The sequence below is a fragment of the Serratia sp. CY40230 genome (assembly GCF_052168835.1).
Classification (GTDB): domain Bacteria; phylum Pseudomonadota; class Gammaproteobacteria; order Enterobacterales; family Enterobacteriaceae; genus Serratia; species Serratia nematodiphila.
Map to the genome: position 1 here is coordinate 269,970 of NZ_JBJNLX010000006.1, position 15,641 is coordinate 285,610.

Here is a 15,641-nt window from a genome sequence, read left to right on the forward strand (position 1 = left end):
GCTTAGTTATCCACAATCGTTCGCGCGATCTTTAGACGAATTAGAGTAAATTAATCCAGTTTTTTACCCATTCCTCGGCCGGATCCTCGGGAATTTCATGCTCGGTTACGTCGATCTCGAGACGATCGCCGATCCTTTTAGCGCCTCTGGCGATCAACAGATCGTCGATCTGTTTGATCGCGCCGCAGAAGGTGTCGTATTCCGAACTGCCCAAACCGACGGCGCCGAACTGCACCTCGGAAAGATCCGGCTGCTGCTCAGCGATCTGTTCCAGCAGCGGTTGAAGGTTATCTGGTAGTTCGCCGGCGCCGTGCGTGGAAGAGACCACCAGCCAGCGGCCGGTCAACGGCAGTTCATCCAGTTCAGGGCCGTGCAGCATCTCGGTAGAGAAACCCGCGTCTTCCAGCTTTTCAGCCAAATGTTCAGCCACGTATTCGGCGCTGCCAAGCGTACTGCCACTGATCAGAGTAATGTCTGCCATGAACCAACGATCCCAACCTTCTCACTCAAAGTGGCTGCATTGTACGCTGTGAATCGGCTGGGATCTACCTGTGGATAATGTGGGTATGCAATTTGGCGGGTTACGGCACGATGGTGCGCATAATGGGGTTCTGCAGCGAGATCAGCGTTTCGGTGGACTGGATCTCGTCGATGGTCTGGATCTTGTTGATAAGTACCTGTTGCAACGCGTCGATCGATCGGCACATTACCTTAATAAAGACGCTGTAGTGGCCGGTGGTGTAATAGGCTTCCACCACTTCTTCCAGGCTTTCCAGCTTCTTCAGCGCCGAAGGGTAATCCTTGGCGCTCTTTAATATGATGCCGATAAAGCAGCACACGTCGTAGCCCAGCTGTTTGGGGCTGACGTCGATGCGCGCGCCGGTGATGATCCCGGCCTGCTTCATCTTCTCCACCCGCACGTGAATGGTGCCGGGGCTGACGGCGAAGTTTTTCGCCAGTTCGGCGTACGGTGTGCGCGCATTGTCCATCAGGGCGTTGAGGATGCCGCGATCGAGATTATCGATCTGATAAATTTCCGCCATTTAATCCCCCATTAATTAACGATTGTTGAATTCTGTCCGGGTAAAAATGAACGATTAAAAGTGAAAAGGCAATATTGATTAACGGATATTGAATTGGAGTATCGTTTTGTTGCTTAATCGATGGCAACAGAGACAGGTTTACAAGAGATACGGCAATGAAAAAACAGTTTATCCAAAAACAACAACAAATCAGCCAGGTCAAATCCTTCTTCTCCCGCCAGCTGGAGCAACAGCTCGGTCTGATCGAAGTGCAAGCCCCGATCCTTAGCCGCCTGGGCGACGGCACGCAGGATAACCTTTCCGGCAGCGAGAAAGCGGTGCAGGTCAAAGTCAAAACCTTGCCGGACGCCACCTTCGAAGTGGTGCATTCGCTGGCGAAATGGAAACGCAAAACCCTGGGCAGCTACGATTTCGGTGCCGGCGAAGGCCTGTATACCCATATGAAGGCGCTGCGCCCGGATGAAGACCGCCTGACGCCTATCCACTCGGTGTACGTCGATCAGTGGGACTGGGAGCGGGTGATGGGCGACGGTGAGCGCGGTCTGGACTATCTGAAAAGTACCGTGCGCAGCATTTACGCTGCGATCAAGGCGACGGAGGCGGAAGTCAGCCGCGAGCATGGCCTGACCCCGTTCCTGCCGGAACAGATCCACTTCGTGCACAGCGAAACCCTGCTGCAGCGCTACCCTGATCTGGACGCCAAGGGGCGTGAGCGGGCGATCGCCAAAGAATTGGGCGCAGTGTTCCTGATTGGCATCGGCGGCAAGCTGTCACACGGTAAATCGCACGATGTGCGGGCGCCGGATTATGATGACTGGACCACGCCGACGGCGGATGGCCTGGCGGGCCTGAACGGCGATATCGTGGTGTGGAACCCGGTGCTGCAGGACGCTTTCGAGCTGTCCTCCATGGGGATCCGCGTTGACGCCGCCGCGCTGAAACACCAGCTGGCGCTGACCGGCGATGAAGAGCGCATGAAGCTGGAATGGCACCAGTCGTTGCTGCGCGGCGATATGCCGCAGACCATCGGCGGCGGCATCGGTCAGTCGCGTCTGGTGATGTTGTTGCTGCAACTGTCGCATATCGGCCAGGTGCAATGCGGCGTGTGGTCGCCGGAAGTGCGCGGCGCGGTCGAAGGCCTGCTCTGATTCCGCCTAGCGCCGCCAGCGGCGCATCAAACGGCTTTTCAGCCCGGTATCAAAGCGCCAGATATGATCGAAGATGCGCATGATGCCGGGTTTGCCGTAAGCGGACATCGCCACCGCGTGGAAACGCTGCTGGTGGCTTTGCTGCTGCTGTTTCACCTTCTTTATTACCTCCTCCGGCAACCGCTGGGCAATAAAATCGGAAATGATCACCGCATCGGCGTCGAACCAGCCGCTCTCCGCCATTTTGGTGACGGTGGCGTTCAGGCAGGCCGCCAGATCGGTGCCGCCACGAAACTGCTGGCCGAGAAAGCGCACTGCCTGCTCGATGCCGCTGGCGGCGGTGAGTTCGTAATGCACGATCTGGTTGGCGAACAGCATGATATAGCAGCGGCGGTTGTCCGCCAGCGCAATGCGCAGCAGCGCCAGACAGAACGCCTTGGCGCACTGTTCGTTGAAACCGCCCATCGATCCGGAGGTGTCCACGCAGACGATAAACGGCCCGCGCGGCTGTTGATCCTGCTGCTGGTGAGTGACCTGGCGGATCAGGATCTGTTCCTGCCAGACGTCGCCCTGCAGACGGTAGCTCAGCAGCCGCTTTTCCAACAGGCGGCGATAAAACTCGAATTCCAGCTCTTCAATCCCCAGCGTCGCCAGCTCCGGCGGCAGCAGGCGCAGAATGTCGTCGCTTTGATGAATGCCGCTCACTTCTTCCGGCAGCGTGGCCGGCACCTGCACCATGACCCTGAACGGCTCCGGCTGCGCGTCCTGTTGCTGCACCGCCTTGGCCTGATAGCTGCGGCCCAGCTGTTGCGCCAGTTTTTTCAGCTCCGGCTGCTGCTGCAAAAAGTTGCCGTACTCCACCAGCCGCTGATAATCGCCACGCTGCAGCTGGCCTTTGCTCATGTCCCACAGCCTGCCGGCGGCGGTGTCGTTTTCCGACAGCAGCGGTTCCAGCGCGCCGCTCAGCGCCAACCGCTCCTGCAGTTCCGCCATCAGCTGCTCGCGCTCTTGTTCCAGCAGTTGGTGGTGCAGCATGGTGGCCTGCAGCGTCAGGCTGATGCGCCAGCGCTGCAGAAACAGCGTTTGAAAGCTGTCGTCCAGCGGATGATTGGGCAGATCGGCGGCGTCCACCAGCGCGCGCGCCTGTTCATAAAACGGTGAGACCAGCTGGCGCAGCAGCTCCATGGTGTCGTTGAGGTTGTGATAAAACTGGGTGTTGTTCTCCAGCTGGCACTGCTGGTAGCGATAGAATTCCTGCGCCAGCGCCGGCGGCACCATCGCCTCCTGCAGACGCTCCTTGAGCTGCAGCTTCCAACGCGGCAGATCGCGATCCAGCGCCCGGCGAAGGGCCGGAAACTTTTTAAAGAATACCGACAGCTGCGGCGCCGCCAGCATGCCGACGATCATCTCCTCGATCATCTCGCCTTCGGTGATCGCCAGCAGCAGATCGAGCGTCTCCAGACTGAGCATGGTTACTGGCCGCGCATTTGCTGCAGTTGCTGTTTAACCTGTTCCGCGACCTGCAGCAGACTGGCTTCGATCTTGGCCAGGCCGGCGGCGGGGGTGAACAGACAGGGCTGATGTTGGCTGAAGGCGCGGCGTTGCTCCGCCAGGCGCTGGGCCAATGCGTCCATTTCATCCAGCAGCGCCTGCGGCGTGGCGGTGGCCTGTTTGCCCGGCAGCGCCAGTAATGACGGCTGGCGGCTGACGTCCAACACCGTGAGGTGCAGTTGGTCATCCACTTCCAGGTCGATCGGCTGCGCAAAGCCGATGCCGTTCAGCTTGGCGCGCACGTCGCCGCCTTTTTGCAGCCAGTTGTCCAGCGCGCTGCTTTCGATGCTCAGATGGTTGACCTGAATGTCATGCAACTGCAGCGGCTTTTGCAACAGCAGAGTGAGGGTGCCGCCGGCGAACGGCGTGGCCGGCGCGTATTGCGGTTTGCGGCTGAACATGCCGCCTTTTTTCACCAGGCTGATGGCCTGCCGGTCGCTTTGTTGCTGCTGGTCCTGCAGCCAGCGGGTGTGGATCTGTTGCAACTGGATCAGCATCGACTGCTGCTGATAGGCCGACTCGGTCAGCAGCTGATCTATCTGCTGTTGCAGCAGTTTCAGCGAGGTGAGATCGTGCCACAGGCAGTCTTTCAACAACATCAGATCGAGCGGGGCGATGGCGTCGCGCCCGCTGAAGAAGGCGCAGGCTTGCAGCAGGCGCAGGGCTTTTTTCCAGCGCCGATCGGAGACGTATGGCGCCTGCTCCAGCGCGTCCAGCCGCTGGCGCAGCTGGAAAATCAGCTCAAAACAGGTTTCCGGCAGCGCGACTTTGTCGATCTGCGGTTGCCACTGCAGAAACTCTTCGTCGCTGATGCTCAGCGACGCCGGCACCGGGTTTTGGCTTTCGCTCTGGCGGTTGACCAGCAGCGAGCGGAAATTCTGTTTATCCTGCACCTTGTCCAGCCACAGGCGGATCAGCATGCGGTCATATAAGGCTTCGAGGCTGTTGTCCGCTTCGGGCAGTTCGTTGGAGGCGGTGACCAGCAGGCGCAGCGGGATCGGTTCTTCGCTGTTGCCGTTGCGAAAGCGGCGTTCGTTGATCGCCGTCAGCAGGGTGTTGAGGATCGCCGGGCCGGCCTTCCAGATCTCGTCCAGAAACACGATCTCCGCTTCCGGCAGATAGCCGGCGGTCAGACGCTGATAGCGCCCCTCATCTTTCAGCGCCTGGATAGAGAGCGGGCCGAAGACCTCTTCCGGCGTGGAAAAACGCGTCATCAGGTATTCAAAGGAGCGGGCGTTGCGGAAGGCAAACTTCAGCCGGCGCGCGATCAGGCTCTTGGCGATGCCGGGCGGGCCGAGCAGGAATACGCTTTCGCCGCTCAGCGCCGCCAGCAGGCACAGACGGATTGCCTCTTGCCGCTCATAAAGACCGCTCTCCAGCGCGCTGCTGAGGCGGGAAATTCGTTCTGCCAGAAGGGATGATGGCGTCATATAATTGTCGCATTGTCCGAGAGTTAGCCAATCTTGGTCGATAATCCGATGATAAACCACCATTATTTTTAGTGGTATAGCCCGTTGATTAGTAATATTTTTCTACGTTAAGCCAGATATTCGGTTCACATTTTGTTTATTTTTCGGCTCTGATATAAGGGTAGGCAAGCGGTATAAATGGTGCATACTGTGCGGCTTTCTGGTGGGCGTGACGGATCTTTGAGCCCGTATTTTGCCTGATGCGGATGCATCGCTAACGGATGTTCTGATAAAGAAACGAATTATGAGCGCAGAGCATAAGCAGTCCCTATCGGCGGTAACCCTGGCTGCCATCGGCGTGGTCTACGGTGATATCGGCACCAGCCCTCTCTATACGCTGAGAGAGTGTTTCTCCGGCCATTACGGCTTCGACGTGCGTCCAGACGTGGTTTTCGGCTTCCTGTCGCTGATTTTCTGGATGCTGATCGTGATCGTTTCCCTCAAATATCTCACCTACGTGATGCGCGCGGACAACGCCGGCGAGGGCGGTATTCTGACGCTGATGTCGCTGGCCGGGCGCAATACCTCGGCGCGCACCACGGCGGTGCTGGTGATACTGGGCCTGATCGGCGGCAGCTTCTTCTATGGCGAGGTGGTGATCACCCCGGCGATATCGGTGATGTCGGCGATAGAAGGGTTGGAAATCGCCGCCCCTGCGCTCGATGCCTATATCGTGCCGCTCTCCATTCTGGTGTTGACGCTGCTGTTCGTCATTCAAAAGCACGGCACCGGCAGCGTCGGCAAGCTGTTCGCCCCGGTGATGCTGCTGTGGTTTATCGTGTTGGCGGTACTGGGCGCGCGCAGCATCATTTCAAACCCGGAAGTGCTGCAGGCGCTGAACCCCAAATGGGCGCTCAACTTCTTTATGGAATATAAGAAGGTATCGTTCTTTGCGTTAGGTGCGGTGGTGCTGTCGATCACCGGCGTCGAGGCGCTGTATGCCGATATGGGGCACTTCGGCAAGTTCCCGATCCGTCTGGCCTGGTTCACCGTGGTGCTGCCTTCGCTGGTGCTCAACTACTTCGGCCAGGGGGCGCTGCTGCTGAAAAATCCGGAGGCGATCAAAAACCCGTTCTTCCTGCTGGCGCCTGACTGGGCGCTGATCCCGCTGCTGATTCTGGCAACCCTGGCGACGGTGATCGCTTCGCAGGCGGTGATTTCCGGCGTCTTCTCGCTGACTCGCCAGGCGGTGCGCCTGGGCTATCTGTCGCCGATGCGCATCATTCACACCTCGGAAATGGAATCCGGCCAGATCTACATTCCGGTGATCAACTGGACGCTGTACATCTCGGTGGTGCTGGTGATCATCGGCTTCGAGCACTCTAGCAACCTGGCGGCGGCGTACGGCATCGCCGTCACCGGCACCATGGTGCTGACCAGCATTCTGGTCACTTCGGTGGCGATTAATAACTGGCACTGGAACCGCTTCCTGGCGATCGGCATCGTAACCATCTTGCTGATCATCGACGTGCCGATGTTCTCCGCCAACGCCCTGAAGCTGTTCTCCGGCGGCTGGTTACCGCTGACCCTGGCGCTGGTGATGTTCATCATTATGACTACCTGGAAGAGCGAGCGCTTCCGCCTGCTGCGCCGCCTGCATGAACACGGCAACTCGCTGGAGGCGATGATTGCCTCGCTGGAGAAATCGCCGCCGGTACGGGTGCCGGGCACCGCGGTCTTCTTGTCGCGCGCCACCAACGTCATTCCTTTTGCGCTGTTGCACAACCTGAAGCACAACAAGGTGCTGCACGAGCGCGTGGTGCTGCTGACGCTGCGCACCGAGGATGCGCCTTACGTGCACAACGTGCGCCGGGTGACCATCGAGCAGCTGTCGCCGACCTTCTGGCGGGTGGTGGCCAGCTACGGCTGGCGCGAAACGCCGAACGTCGAGGAGGTGTTCCACCGCTGCGGGCTGGAAGGGTTGCCGTGCCGCATGTCGGAGACGTCGTTCTTCATGTCCCATGAATCGCTGATCCTCACCAAGCGGCCGTGGTACCTCTACCTGCGCGGCAAACTGTTCGTCGCCCTGAGCCGCAATGCCCTGCGCGCGCCGGATCAGTTCGAAATCCCGCCGAACCGGGTCATCGAACTCGGTACGCAGGTCGAGATCTAATCCGCCTGACAGGGGCTCAGCATGGCTGAGCCCCTTTTGTTTGCGCTTTCTCCGTGCGCGAACGAAACGTTTCGATAGCGATCACACTTCTGCATTGTCCCGGTTGCCTTCCCCTGCCGTTTTTTTAAACTCCCGCAAAGAGCGAAACGTTTCGCTGGTGGAGTGAGAAGATGAAAAAAGGCGTATTACTGAATTCCGAAGTGTCTGCCGTGATTGCCCGGCTGGGGCATACCGACCAGCTCACCCTGTGCGATGCGGGCCTACCGATACCGGCGGCGACGCAGCGCATCGATCTGGCGCTGACGCAGGGCGTGCCGACTTTCATGCAGGTGTTCGCGGCGGTCACGCAAGAGATGCAGGTAGAAAGCGCCATCCTGGCGGAAGAGATCGTGAAACAGAATCCGTCGCTCCACGAGGCATTGTTGGCTGAACTGACCGCACTGGGCCAACGCCAGGGCAATACCATCGGCGTGCGTTATATCAGCCATCAGGCGTTTAAAGCGCAAACCGAGCACAGCCGGGCGGTGATCCGCAGCGGGGAGTGTTCGCCTTACGCGAACGTGATCCTGTGCGCCGGCGTAACTTTCTGAGGCGTTTATGCAACCTTTACTGCAACTGAAAGGGATTGATAAAGCCTTTCCCGGCGTGAAGGCGCTTTCCGGCGCCGCCCTCAGCGTTTATCCCGGCAAGGTGATGGCGCTGGTGGGGGAAAACGGCGCCGGGAAGTCCACCATGATGAAAGTGCTGACCGGCATCTACCAGAAAGACGCCGGTAGCCAGTATTTTCTCGGTAAAGAGGTGGCGTTCAACGGGCCCAAGGATTCGCAGGAAGCGGGCATCGGCATTATCCATCAGGAGCTGAACCTGATCCCGCAGCTGACGATTGCGGAAAACATCTTCCTCGGCCGCGAGTTCGTCAACCGTTTCGGCCGCATTGACTGGAAGCGCATGTACGCCGAGGCCGATCGCTTGTTGGCGCGGCTCAATCTCCGCTACAGCAGCTACCGGCTGGTGGGCGAGCTGTCGATCGGCGATCAGCAGATGGTGGAGATCGCCAAGGTGCTGAGCTTCGAATCGAAAGTGATCATCATGGACGAACCGACCGATGCGCTGACCGACACCGAAACCGCCTCGCTGTTCAAGGTGATCAATGAGCTGAAGGCCGAAGGGCGCGGCATCGTCTATATCTCGCACCGTCTGAAAGAGATCTTTGAAATCTGCGACGACGTGACCGTGTTCCGCGACGGGCAGTTTATCGCCGAGCGGCCGGTGAGCGAGCTGCAGGAAGATTCGCTGATTGAGATGATGGTCGGCCGCAAGCTGGAAGAACAATATCCGCGCCTGGATTTGCCGCGTGGTGAAAAGCGGCTGGAAGTCAGTCATCTTTCCGGCCCCGGCGTTGAAGACGTCAGCTTTACGCTGTACCGCGGCGAGATCCTCGGCGTGGCCGGGCTGATGGGCGCCGGGCGCACCGAATTGATGAAGATCCTGTACGGCGCCGCGCCGCGCAAGGCCGGCACCGTCAACCTGGACGGCCGCGAGGTGGTCACTCATTCGCCGCAGGACGGGTTGGCGAACGGCATCGTCTATATCTCGGAAGACCGTAAGCGCGACGGCCTGGTGCTGGGCATGTCGGTAAAGGAAAACATGTCTCTGACCGCGCTGCGCTACTTCAGCCGCGCCGACGGCAGCCTGAAACAGGCCGACGAGCGGCAGGCGGTGGGGGATTTCATCCGGCTGTTCAATATCAAAACGCCGTCGATGGAGCAGCCGATAGGTCTGCTTTCCGGCGGTAATCAGCAAAAAGTGGCGATCGCCCGCGGCCTGATGACCCGGCCGAAGGTGCTGATCCTCGATGAGCCGACGCGCGGCGTCGATGTCGGCGCCAAAAAAGAGATCTATCAGTTAATCAACCAGTTCAAGCAGGAAGGGCTGAGCATCATTCTGGTGTCTTCGGAAATGCCGGAGGTGATGGGCATGAGCGATCGCATTCTGGTGATGCACGAAGGGCATCTCAGCGGCGAGTTCCCGATTGAACAGGCCACCCAGGAAGCGTTGATGGCGGCAGCCGTCGGCAAGCAATACGGCGTAAAGCAGGAGTAATCAGATATGAGTTCCCAGACTATCGCAGCTAAGCGCTGGTTCAGTAAAGAATGGCTGTTAGAGCAGAAGTCGTTGATTGCGCTGCTGGTGCTGATCGCCGTGGTCTCTTCCATGAGCCCGAACTTCTTCACCCTGAACAACCTGTTCAATATTCTGCAGCAGACCTCGGTCAACGCCATCATGGCGGTGGGGATGACGCTGGTGATCCTCACGTCCGGCATCGATCTGTCGGTGGGCTCGCTGCTGGCCCTGACCGGCGCGGTGGCGGCGTCGATCGTCGGCTTTGAGGTCAACGCGCTGGTGGCGGTGGCGGCGGCCTTGGCGCTGGGCGCCGCGATTGGCGCCTGCACCGGGGTGATCGTCGCCAAAGGCAAGGTGCAAGCCTTTATCGCTACGCTGGTGATGATGCTGCTGCTGCGCGGCGTCACCATGGTGTACACCAACGGCAGCCCGATCAATACCGGTTTCACCGACGTGGCCGACACCTTTGGTTGGTTCGGCATCGGCCGTCCGCTGGGTGTGCCTACGCCGATCTGGATCATGGCGATCGTGTTCATCGCCGCCTGGTATATGCTGCACCATACGCGCCTGGGCCGCTATATTTATGCCCTGGGCGGCAATGAAGCGGCGACACGTCTGTCCGGCATCAGCGTCGATAAAGTGAAGATTATCGTCTACTCGCTGTGCGGCCTGCTGGCGGCGCTGGCGGGGGTGATCGAAGTGGCGCGCCTGTCGTCGGCACAGCCGACCGCCGGCACCGGCTATGAACTGGACGCCATCGCCGCCGTGGTGCTGGGCGGCACCAGCCTGGCCGGCGGCAAGGGGCGCATCGTCGGCACGCTGATCGGGGCGCTGATCCTCGGTTTTCTGAACAACGGCCTGAATTTACTGGGTGTTTCTTCCTACTACCAAATGATCGTGAAGGCAGTGGTGATACTGCTGGCGGTTCTGGTAGATAACAAAAGCAACAAGTAACCTCCCCCTACAGGAATCACGATGATGAAAATGAAAAAACTGGCAACCTTAGCCTCCGCCATCGCGCTGAGCGCCACCCTGAGCGCCAATGCCATGGCCAAAGAGACCATCGCGCTGGTGGTGTCCACTCTCAACAACCCGTTCTTCGTCTCGATGAAGGATGGGGCGCAGCAAGAGGCCAATAAGCTGGGCTACAATCTGGTGGTGCTGGACTCCCAGAACAACCCGGCGAAAGAGCTGGCCAACGTGCAGGATCTGATGGTGCGGGCGCCTAAGCTGCTGCTGATCAACCCGACCGACTCCGATGCGGTGGGCAACGCCATCAAGATGGCCAACCAGGCTAAGATCCCGGTCATCACGCTGGACCGCGTGGCGAGCAAGGGCGACGTGGTGAGCCACATTGCCTCGGACAACCGCGTGGGCGGTAAAATGGCCGGTGACTTCATCGCCAAAAAAGCAGGTGCCGATGCCAAAGTGATTCAGCTGGAAGGCATCGCCGGCACTTCCGCCGCGCGTGAACGCGGCGAAGGCTTCAAACAGTCGCTGGATCAGAATAAATTCAAACTGCTGGCCAGCCAGCCGGCCGATTTCGATCGCACCAAGGGCCTGAACGTGATGCAGAACCTGCTGACTGCGCATCCGGATGTGCAGGCGGTGTTCGCCCAAAACGATGAAATGGCGTTGGGCGCGCTGCGCGCGTTGCAAACCGCCGGTAAAACCGACGTGATCGTGGTAGGCTTCGACGGCACCGCCGACGGCGTGAAAGCGGTCGAAGGCGGCAAGCTGGCGGCGACCGTGGCGCAGCGTCCCGATCAGATCGGCGTGATCGGCGTGGAAACCGCCGATAAGGTGCTAAAAGGCGAAAAAGTGCCGGCGACCATCCCGGTGGATTTGAAACTGGTCACTCAGTAAGTCATACCAGCGCCATCGGGACAGGGCGTTTTCGATGGCGCGCAATTCTTCAGGAATCAATGCGATGGAAACAGGTAAGCTGGTGGTTCTGGGCAGCATCAATGCCGATCATATCCTCAATATTGAACAGTTCCCCCACCCGGGCGAAACGGTGATCGGGAAGCAGTATAAGGTGGCGTTTGGCGGCAAGGGCGCGAATCAGGCGGTGGCGGCCGGGCGCAGCGGGGCGGAGATCGCCTTTATCGCCTGCGTAGGTGCCGACGATATCGGCGAGCGTATCCGCCGGCAGCTGGCGAGCGATCGCATTGATACTCAACCGATTGAAGCCATCGCCGACAGCACCACCGGCGTGGCGCTGATCTTCGTCAACGCCGAGGGCGAGAACGTGATCGGCATCGATGCCGGCGCCAACGCCGCGGTGACGCCGGATTACCTGGCGCGCTACCGGCAAAAAGTGATCGACGCCGACGCTCTGCTGATGCAGCTGGAGTCGCCGCTGGAGACGGTGATCGCCGCCGCCCGCCTGGCGAAGCAACATCAAACGCAGGTGATCCTCAACCCGGCCCCGGCGCGCGAGCTGCCGGACGAGCTGCTGGGCATGATCGATATGATCACCCCGAATGAAACCGAAGCGCAGCGCCTGACCGGCATCGCTGTGGACAACGACGCCGATGCGGCGCGCGCGGCGCAGGCGCTGCACGACAAGGGCATCGCGACGGTGATCATCACCCTCGGCAGCCGCGGCGTGTGGCTGAGCGAAAACGGCAACGGCAAACGGGTGCCCGGCTTCAAAGTGCAAGCGGTGGATACCATCGCCGCCGGCGATACCTTTAACGGTGCGCTGGTGACCGCCCTGTTGGAAGGCAACAGCATGGCCGACGCGGTGCGTTTCGCCCATGCGGCGGCGGCGATCGCCGTAACCCGCCCCGGCGCGCAGCCTTCGGTGCCGTGGCGCGAAGAGATCGACGCCTTCTTGCAGCAGCAGGGGTGATCCTTTGGCCACCATGAAAGATGTCGCCCGCCTGGCGGGCGTTTCAACCTCTACCGTTTCGCATGTGGTCAACAACAATCGCTTTGTCAGCGACAGCGTGCGCGACAAGGTCATGGCGGCCGTGGAACAGTTGAACTATGCGCCTTCTGCGCTGGCGCGCAGCCTGAAGCTTAATCAAACCCGCACCATCGGCATGCTGGTGACCGCCAGCAACAACCCGTTTTATGCCGAAGTGGTGCGCGGCGTGGAGCGCAGCTGCTATGAACGTGGCTACAGCCTGATCCTGTGCAATACCGAAGAAGATGCCGCGCGCATGAACCGCAGCATGGAGACGCTGCTGCAAAAGCGCGTCGACGGTTTGCTGTTGATGTGCACCGAAAATCACCGGCCATCTCAGGATGCCCTGAGTCGCTACCCGTCATTGCCGATCGTGATGATGGACTGGGCGCCGTTCGAGGGCGCGAACGATATTATTCAGGATAACTCGCTGCTGGGCGGCGAGATGGCGACCGATCATCTGATCGCCCGCGGCTACCGCAAGATCGCCTGCATCGCCGGCCCGCAGGATAAAACCACCGCCCGTCACCGGCTGGAAGGCTATCGCAACGCGATGCGGCGCGCCGGATTACTGGTTCCGACAGGGTATGAAGTGCATTGCGACTTTGAGTTTGAGGGCGGCGTGAACGCCATGCGCCAACTGCTGGCGCTGGAAGAGCCGCCGCATGCGGTGTTCGCCGGCAACGACGCGGTGGCGGTAGGCGTTTATCAGGCGCTGTATCAGGCTGGGCTTTCCGTGCCGCAGGATATGGCGGTGATGGGGTACGATGATATTGAGCTGGCGCGTTATCTGGCGCCGCCGTTGAGCACCATTCATCAACCGAAGGATTCGCTGGGCGAATTGGCGATCGATGCGCTGATCAACCGCCTGCAGAACCCGGAGCGCGCGCCCCAGGTGCTGGTGCTGACGCCCGAGCTGGTGGAGCGCGCCTCGGTGGGCCGCCGTTAACTCGTCGCCTTCGCTTCTTTCTTGCTTTCCTGGCCGCTGATCAAATTGCGGCCATCTTTCCTTCTCAGCAACATAAACACCAGCGCCGACGCCACGGTGACTATCCCCATGGTGATAAAGGTGTAATGGAAGTGGTCGATCATGGTGCCTAACGACAGGGATTCGTAAAAACGCAGCACCGCCGCGCTGATCGCCACGCCGAAGCTGATGGACAGTTGTTGGGTGACCGCCAGGACGCTGTTGCCGGCGCTGGCGTTGGCGTCGTTCAAATCCGCCAGGCTGATGGTGTTCATGGCGGTGAACTGGGTGGACATCGCCATGCCCAGCACGAACAGCGGCAGGATCATCAGCCACAGCGGCATGCCCGGGCTTTGCAGGGCAAACTGGGCGATCAGCACCCCGATGATAACGGTGATGCCGACCAGCGTTTTGCGGTAGCCAAACCAGCGCAGCACCTGAGTGACGGTGGATTTCGCCATCAGCGAGCCGATGGCGGTCGGCGCCATCATGCAACCGGCGACGATCGCCGTGTAGCCGAAGCCCACCTGCAGCATGAGCGGCATTAAAAACGGCACGCAGCCGGTGCCCAACCTGGAGGCGACGTTACCGGCGATGCCAACCGAGAAGGTGCGGGTTTTGAACAGGTCGAGACCGATCAGCGGCTGAGGATGACGGCGGGCGTGCGCGATGTAGCCGAACAGCATGACGAAGCCGCTGAGCAGAATGCCCAGTGAAACGTAGCTGGCCAGCACCCGCTCGCCAAACAGCTCCAGCCCGGTAGAGATCAGCACCAGACTCAGGCCGAACAGCATAAAGCCAAGGAAATCGAAGCGGCGTTTGGGCGTGGTGAAGTCCGGCATGTATTTGCGTGCATAGAAGATGCCGAGCAGACCGATAGGGATATTGATCAGGAAAATCCAGTGCCAGGTGGCGTAGGTTACCAGCCAGCCGCCCAGCAGCGGCCCGAGAATCGGCCCGACCAGGCCGGGCATGGTGACGAAGTTCAGCACCGGCAACAGTTCGCTGCGCGGGTAGGCGCGCAGCAGCGCCAGCCGCGCGACCGGCATCATCATCGCGCCGCCGATGCCCTGCAGCACGCGAGAGGCGACCAGCACGCTCAACGTAGGAGACAAGGCGCACAGCAGCGAACCGAGGGTGAATAACGTGACGGCGAAGATAAATATCCGTCGAGTGCCGAAGCGATCCGCCAGCCAGCCGCTGACCGGGATCAGCATCGCCACCGTCAGCGTGTAGCTGATGACGGCCGATTGCATCGCCAGCGGCGAACGCCCCAGGCTTTGGGCGATCGCCGGCAGCGCGGTGTTGAGGATAGTGGCGTCCAGCGCCTGCATAAAGAACGCCATTGCGGCGATCCACGGTAGTCCTGCCATACTGCGCGCGGATTGGGTCATGGTCGGTCCTGGTTAAATGGTCGTCTGTCCCTCGTCTCTTTCTTCTATATATAAGCGGGGAGCGTGTCTAGTCTTTCTCTTTCAGCAGTACCTGGCAGGCGACGAGCGCGCCTGCGCTGTCTCCGGCGAGTATCGCATCGACGATAGCCTGATGATGGCGCAGCTTGATCACTTCATTGCCGGTGATGGCGCGGAAGTAGCTTTGGTACACCGAACTGAACAGGTTGGCGAACGAGGTCAGGAACGGGTTGCCGCTGGCCTCGTAGATAAGCTGGTGGAATTGGGTATCGACCTGGATCCAACGCTCGCGATCAAACTGGGTATGCAGCGCGCGCATTTCCGCCATCAGCCCCGCCAGCAACTTGGTTTGTTGCGGGCTGGCGTGGTTTGCCGCCAACGCGCAGGCCTGCGGCTCCAGCGAGGTGCGCAAGATAAGGAAGTGTTGCATCACCTGATCGAAGTTTTCCCGCGTCATCCACCAGGTCAGTAAATCTTGATCGAGGAAATTCCATTGGCTTTGCGGCATCACGCGGGTGCCAATGCGCGGGCGCGGCAACAACATGCCTTTGGCGGCTAACATCTTTACCGCTTCGCGCACCGCGGTGCGGCTGACGCCGAATTGCTCGCCCAGTTCCATTTCACCAGGCAGGATGCTGCCGGCCTGATAATCGCCTGCCAGAATTTGTTGGCCGAGTTTTTCTGCAAGCAGATAAGAAAGATTGCGTTGGGCGGCCTGTTGTTGTGCATTTAACGGCATGGCTGCGGGTCCTTACTGACATCGTTATTTCTATTTTACTCCAGTGATCGCCAGCTTTTATGGCTGTTTGCCTGAAAAAGTGACATTAATTCGCCGCTTTTTCGCCCTTTTGTTGAAAAAAACCGCGCTTGAAAAGTTTTTTGCAATTAGGGGTTGCGGCT

Annotated in this window: 14 protein-coding genes; 8 read left to right on the forward strand and 6 right to left on the reverse strand. The window is 59.7% G+C overall.

What is annotated here, in order from left to right; genetic code table 11:
• Nucleotides 1-40 precede the first annotated feature (40 nt).
• Together mioC and asnC are read right to left on the reverse strand one after the other, a co-directional pair.
• A complete protein-coding gene (mioC, locus tag ACJ8IJ_RS21480) occupies nucleotides 41-481 on the reverse strand; it encodes an FMN-binding protein MioC (RefSeq protein ID WP_016929621.1) in 441 nt (146 codons plus the stop codon).
• Nucleotides 482-581: 100 nt separating this feature from the next.
• Nucleotides 582-1,043 (reverse strand): transcriptional regulator AsnC, encoded by a 462-nt coding sequence (gene asnC, locus ACJ8IJ_RS21485; protein WP_004933786.1) that lies wholly within the window; start codon nucleotides 1,041-1,043, stop codon nucleotides 582-584.
• Nucleotides 1,044-1,198: 155 nt separating this feature from the next.
• Between asnC and asnA the strand changes: the two genes are divergently transcribed.
• On the forward strand, nucleotides 1,199-2,191 hold the full coding sequence (gene asnA / locus ACJ8IJ_RS21490) for an aspartate--ammonia ligase (RefSeq protein ID WP_049207099.1): 993 nt from the start codon (nucleotides 1,199-1,201) through the stop codon (nucleotides 2,189-2,191).
• A 6-nt stretch (nucleotides 2,192-2,197) separates the two neighbouring features.
• On the opposite strand, the gene viaA is transcribed toward asnA, so the two are convergent.
• Together viaA and ravA are read right to left on the reverse strand one after the other, a co-directional pair.
• Nucleotides 2,198-3,661 carry an ATPase RavA stimulator ViaA gene (gene viaA, locus ACJ8IJ_RS21495; RefSeq protein ID WP_004933781.1) on the reverse strand — a complete coding sequence of 488 codons (1,464 nt, stop codon included), beginning with the start codon at nucleotides 3,659-3,661 and terminating at the stop codon, nucleotides 2,198-2,200.
• A gap of 2 nt (nucleotides 3,662-3,663) precedes the next feature.
• Nucleotides 3,664-5,172 carry an ATPase RavA gene (ravA, locus tag ACJ8IJ_RS21500; protein WP_442518860.1) on the reverse strand — a complete coding sequence of 503 codons (1,509 nt, stop codon included), beginning with the start codon at nucleotides 5,170-5,172 and terminating at the stop codon, nucleotides 3,664-3,666.
• Between the two features lie 283 nt (nucleotides 5,173-5,455).
• Here ravA and kup point away from each other — a divergent pair, with 283 nt between their 5' ends.
• From kup to rbsR, 7 genes are all read left to right on the forward strand, one after another.
• Entirely contained in the window at nucleotides 5,456-7,324 is a 1,869-nt protein-coding gene (gene kup / locus ACJ8IJ_RS21505; protein ID WP_015379467.1) for a low affinity potassium transporter Kup, read from the forward strand.
• 170 nt (nucleotides 7,325-7,494) lie between these two features.
• The gene (rbsD, locus tag ACJ8IJ_RS21510; RefSeq protein WP_442518859.1) at nucleotides 7,495-7,914 is read left to right on the forward strand and encodes a D-ribose pyranase; all 420 of its coding nucleotides are present in this window, start codon (nucleotides 7,495-7,497) and stop codon (nucleotides 7,912-7,914) included.
• A 7-nt stretch (nucleotides 7,915-7,921) separates the two neighbouring features.
• The gene (rbsA, locus tag ACJ8IJ_RS21515) at nucleotides 7,922-9,427 is read left to right on the forward strand and encodes a ribose ABC transporter ATP-binding protein RbsA (protein WP_442518858.1); all 1,506 of its coding nucleotides are present in this window, start codon (nucleotides 7,922-7,924) and stop codon (nucleotides 9,425-9,427) included.
• Between the two features lie 6 nt (nucleotides 9,428-9,433).
• Complete coding sequence (rbsC, locus tag ACJ8IJ_RS21520; RefSeq protein ID WP_033652333.1) at nucleotides 9,434-10,402, forward strand: ribose ABC transporter permease; 969 nt, start codon at nucleotides 9,434-9,436, stop codon at nucleotides 10,400-10,402.
• Between the two features lie 24 nt (nucleotides 10,403-10,426).
• Nucleotides 10,427-11,314 (forward strand): ribose ABC transporter substrate-binding protein RbsB, encoded by an 888-nt coding sequence (gene rbsB / locus ACJ8IJ_RS21525; protein ID WP_004933760.1) that lies wholly within the window; start codon nucleotides 10,427-10,429, stop codon nucleotides 11,312-11,314.
• A gap of 64 nt (nucleotides 11,315-11,378) precedes the next feature.
• Nucleotides 11,379-12,305: a ribokinase gene (gene rbsK / locus ACJ8IJ_RS21530; protein WP_004933758.1), complete on the forward strand. Its 927-nt coding sequence runs from the start codon at nucleotides 11,379-11,381 to the stop codon at nucleotides 12,303-12,305.
• Between the two features lie 4 nt (nucleotides 12,306-12,309).
• Entirely contained in the window at nucleotides 12,310-13,311 is a 1,002-nt protein-coding gene (gene rbsR / locus ACJ8IJ_RS21535) for a ribose operon transcriptional repressor RbsR (RefSeq protein ID WP_442518857.1), read from the forward strand.
• Here rbsR and mdtD read toward each other — a convergent pair.
• Nucleotides 13,308-14,723: a multidrug transporter subunit MdtD gene (gene mdtD / locus ACJ8IJ_RS21540; RefSeq protein ID WP_004933752.1), complete on the reverse strand. Its 1,416-nt coding sequence runs from the start codon at nucleotides 14,721-14,723 to the stop codon at nucleotides 13,308-13,310. The genes rbsR and mdtD overlap by 4 nt on opposite strands.
• 67 nt (nucleotides 14,724-14,790) lie before the next feature.
• The gene (locus ACJ8IJ_RS21545; RefSeq protein ID WP_004933751.1) at nucleotides 14,791-15,480 is read right to left on the reverse strand and encodes a FadR/GntR family transcriptional regulator; all 690 of its coding nucleotides are present in this window, start codon (nucleotides 15,478-15,480) and stop codon (nucleotides 14,791-14,793) included.
• Nucleotides 15,481-15,641 lie beyond the last annotated feature (161 nt).